Source organism: Streptomyces spiramenti (genome assembly GCF_012034385.1).
Taxonomy (GTDB): domain Bacteria; phylum Actinomycetota; class Actinomycetes; order Streptomycetales; family Streptomycetaceae; genus Streptomyces; species Streptomyces spiramenti.
In genome coordinates, this window is sequence record NZ_JAAVJB010000345.1 from 1 (window position 1) to 3,892 (window position 3,892).

Genomic DNA, 3,892 nt, shown 5'->3' on the forward strand with positions numbered 1-3,892 from the left:
TGCCCGCCCCGCTGCGCCGGCCCTGCCGTGCCCCGGTGCGCCGGCCCGGTGGCGGTGGCCCGGCTCGCCGGGGGCTCGCAGCCCCGGGCACGGCCGAGCCGGGCGGTTCCGAAGTGTCCGCGATCAGCACGAAATAGCCCCGCGGTCTTTGGTCCCTAAAAGGGCTTTAGGGATGCATCGGGCGGGCCTTCTCTGCTGGTGACCGAGGTCACGTCCACCCCCTCCGTTGTCGGGGGAGGCCGCAGGTCGGCCCTGGTGTTCGACGGCTCAACACCCGCCCCCGTCAAGTCAGTTGGCGGTACGGCGCCCGTGGTGCACCGGTCACTCTTCGACAAACCGGGCAAACCCCGGGTGACGGTGTCGGACAATTCGTGTTCTCGGCCACTGCCGCCCCGCTTCAGGCTTCTTGTGCTGCCGAATCCGGTGTGTCTACCGTGCTGCTCGCGCCGCACCACGCGGAGCGGCCTTTGCCGGACGCCGAGTCCTGTCACCGGCGAGGGATCACATCAGTACTTTCCGCACGACAGGAGCGGGGGACCCAATCTTGTGCCGGTCAACGCCGGCTTGGGGTGAAGCCGCCTGCCGAGTTCCGCGACGTCGCAACGACGCGGGACCCGCCCGCGGCCGGGCACTTTCCGGCCCGAACCCGACAGCTCACCTCGTAGGCGTCGGAGAGGAGCACCGCCATGCCCGGACGCGGACGTCACCGTCACCAGCGCCCCAGTCGTCTTGCCCGCATCTCTCTCGCCCTCACCGCCGGCTCCGCCGGTGTGGCCCTGCCGCTCATCGGCGCGGGCAGCGCCTCGGCCGCCCCGGTCGAGACCGCCGCCCCGGCAGCCTTCAGCGCACAGGTCGCCGAGCGTGCCGCCACGGCCGCCGAGACCGCGGCCGACGCGGCCGAGGAGGTCGCCGACTACACCGTCGTGACCGGCGACACCCTGTCCCGCATCGCCGACGCGCACGACGTGGACGGCGGCTGGCTCACCGTCTACGACGCCAACCGCGACGTCATCGGCGACAACCCCAACCTGATCTTCCCCGGCCAGGAGCTGGCGCTGGACGGCGAGGCGGCCGAGGCCGCCCCCGAGGCCGACGTCGAGCAGCGCGCCGACCGCAGCGCCGAGCGTGCCGCGCCCGTGGAGGAGGAGCCCGTCGCCGAGGCCGCCCCCGTCGAGGAAGCCCCGGTGGAGGAAGCCCCGGTGGAGGAAGCCCCCGCGCCGGCCACCGGTGCGAGCGCCCCCGTCGACGCCGCACCGAGCACCCCCTACCGGGCCTCCGGCGCCATGTGGGGCAGCGGTTACCACACCGGTGTCGACTTCTCCGCCTCCTCGGGCACCACCGTGAAGTCGATCGCCCCGGGCACCGTCGTCTCCGCCGGTTGGGGCGGCGCCTACGGCAACGAGGTCGTCATCCGCCACGAGGACGGCCGCTACAGCCAGTACGCCCACCTCTCCTCCCTCTCCGTCAGCAACGGCCAGACGGTCGGTGCCGGTGAGCAGATCGGCAACGTCGGCTCCACCGGCAACAGCACCGGCCCGCACCTGCACTTCGAGGTCCGGACCGGCCCGTCCTACGGCTCCGACATCGACCCGCTGGGCTACCTGCGCGGTCTCGGCGTCGCCATCTGAGCCACGGCTCGGGCACGTCCCGCCCGGCGACGCATCGGATCCGGCGTCCGCCGTGCGGAACAGCGAAAGCCCTGGGGGCCACCACGACCGTGGTGGCCCCCAGGGCCGTTGTCGTCCCCGGGCCGCGGCGGTGGCGGCGCGCGAGGGCGGTGCCCCGCGTCGGTCAGGCGCCCAAACGCTGGTAGCGGCGGACGGCCAGTGGCGCGAACAGCGCGATCATCGCCACCGGCCAGACCACCGCGAGCAGCAGCGCGTTCTCCGCGGCCCAGGAGTCACTGCCGAAGCCGGGGTTGCCGAACAGCTCGCGGATGGCCGCCACGGTCGCCGAGAGCGGGTTCCACTCCGCGACCGCCCCGAGCCATGTGGGCATCAGCTCCGGCGCGACGAAGACGTTGGAGAGCGCCGTCAGCGGAAACGCCATCGGAAAGACGATCAGGCCGACGGTGTCAGGATTGGGCACCAGCAGCCCGACCCAGATGCCCACCCAGGTCAGCGCCACCCGCAGCAGCAGAACCAGCGCCAGCGCCAGCAGGGCGTCGCCGATGCCGCGGTGCCAGGTCCAGCCGACCAGCAGGCCGCAGCAGACCAACACGCTCGTCTCCAGCAGCGCCCGCACCAGGTCCGCCGCGGAGCGGCCGGTCAGCAGTGCGGAGCGCGCCACCGGCATGGAGCGGAAACGGTCCATCACCCCCCGGCCGGCGTCGTTGGCCACCGCCGAGGCGGTCGCGCCCATGCCGTAGAGCATCGTCATCACGAAGACGCCCGGTACGAGGAACTCGCGGTAGGCACTGCCGCCGGTTGCCATGCCGGCGCCGAAGACGTAGCCGAAGACCAGGATGAACACGATCGGCAGCACGAAGTAGAGCGCCACCTGCTCGGGGGCACGCACGACATGGGTGAGGTAGCGGCGCGTCATCGTGGAGCTGTCGGCGACCGCCCGTCGCAGGCGTTCGCCCGGCCCGCGCGGCGGGGCGATGGGCGAGGGGCGGCCCGCGGTCCGTGCGGTGTGGGTGGAGTCGCGTTCGGTCGTGCTCATGCCGCGGCCTCCCCGTCGTGGTTCGCGTCCCGCCGGTCGGAGGTGGGGCCGCCCGGGGGTGCGGTGAGGTGGAGGAAGACCTCGTCCAGGGTGGGCCGCCGTGTCCCGAGATCGGTGAGGGCGATACCCGCGCGCTCCACCTCCCGCGCCACGCCGGTGAGGGTGGCGACCCGGTCGACGGCGGGGGCGCCGACCCGCCGGGTGTCGGGATCGGTCTCCACCCGCGCCCCGGTCGCCGCGCCGATGACCTCGGCGAGTCGGGGCAGGTCTTCGGTGTGGCGGGCCACCGCCTCCACCCGGTCGGCGCCGATGACGGACTTCAGCTCGTCGGAGGTGCCCTCGGCGACGACCCGCCCCCGGTTCATCACCGAGATGCGGTCGGCCAGCAGGTCCGCCTCCTCCAGGTACTGCGTGGTCAGCAGCACGGTGGTTCCCCCGGCGGCGAGTTCGCGCACCGTTCCCCACACCTGTGCCCGGCTGCGCGGGTCGAGCCCGGTCGTCGGTTCGTCGAGGAACAGCAGCGTGGGGGTGCGGACCAGGCCGACGGCCAGGTCCAGCCGCCGCCGCATACCGCCGGAGTAGCCGCCGGCGGAGCGGTCGGCGGCCTCGCCGAGGTCGAACTGTTCGAGCAGTTCCGCGGCCCGTCGGCCCGCCGCGCGGCGGCCCAGGCGGAGGAGCCTGCCGAACATCACGAGGTTCTGCCGTCCGCTGAGCGTCTCGTCCACCGCGGCGTACTGGCCGGTCAGCCCGATCATGCCGCGCAGCCGCTCGGCCTCGGTGCGGACGTCGCAGCCGCAGACCTCGGCCCGACCGGCCTCGTACCCGGTGAGCGTGGTGAGGACCCGGACGGCCGTTGTCTTCCCGGCGCCGTTGGGACCGAGCAGCCCGTGGACGGTGCCCTCGGCCACCGTGAGGTCCAGCCCGTCGAGTGCGGGCCGGCCGCCGTACCGCTTGACGACCCCCTCCGCGCGGATCGCGCATCCCATCGCCGTCTCCTCCCCGCCGCCGCGCGGCCCGCATAACCGTGTATGGCGTATGCCAAGTCTACAAGATACACGGTTTCCGGTGTCGGTGTCGGTGTCGGTGTCGGTGTCGGTGACGAGGCGTCACGGTGCCCGGCGGCCGGGGTGTCGGTCGTCTCGCGCTGCCGCGTGGCACAGCTGATCGGAGGTGGCGGTGCGGGGGTGGGCGCGGCAGAGGGCGGGCGCGCCCCCGCACCGGCGGGGGT

3 protein-coding genes and 1 riboswitch are annotated in these 3,892 nt (G+C 73.5%); of the genes, 1 reads left to right on the plus strand and 2 read right to left on the minus strand.

The genetic code is table 11. The features are described 5' to 3' along the window. The first annotated feature begins 500 nt into the window (after positions 1–500). Positions 501–681, plus strand: a riboswitch (cyclic di-AMP (ydaO/yuaA leader). A gap of 5 nt (positions 682–686) precedes the next feature. After that, positions 687–1,628 (plus strand): M23 family metallopeptidase, encoded by a 942-nt coding sequence (locus HCJ92_RS22900; protein WP_167935516.1) that lies wholly within the window; start codon positions 687–689, stop codon positions 1,626–1,628. Positions 1,629–1,791: 163 nt separating this feature from the next. Here the strand turns inward: HCJ92_RS22900 and HCJ92_RS22905 are convergent, their stop codons facing one another. Beyond that, the gene (locus tag HCJ92_RS22905) at positions 1,792–2,664 is read right to left on the minus strand and encodes an ABC transporter permease (RefSeq protein ID WP_209311486.1); all 873 of its coding nucleotides are present in this window, start codon (positions 2,662–2,664) and stop codon (positions 1,792–1,794) included. Continuing rightward, positions 2,661–3,650 carry an ATP-binding cassette domain-containing protein gene (locus tag HCJ92_RS22910; RefSeq protein ID WP_167935517.1) on the minus strand — a complete coding sequence of 330 codons (990 nt, stop codon included), beginning with the start codon at positions 3,648–3,650 and terminating at the stop codon, positions 2,661–2,663. Before HCJ92_RS22910 ends, HCJ92_RS22905 begins: the two co-directional genes overlap by 4 nt. Between the last annotated feature and the right edge of the window lie 242 nt (positions 3,651–3,892).

What these genes read in the sequence shown, in the direction of transcription:
- HCJ92_RS22900 (WP_167935516.1), top strand. Translation starts at nt 687, where the DNA reads ATGCCCGGACGCGGACGTCACCGTCACCAGCGCCCCAGTCGTCTTGCC.
- HCJ92_RS22905 (WP_209311486.1), bottom strand. Translation starts at nt 2,664, where the DNA reads ATGAGCACGACCGAACGCGACTCCACCCACACCGCACGGACCGCGGGC.
- HCJ92_RS22910 (WP_167935517.1), bottom strand. Translation starts at nt 3,650, where the DNA reads ATGGGATGCGCGATCCGCGCGGAGGGGGTCGTCAAGCGGTACGGCGGC.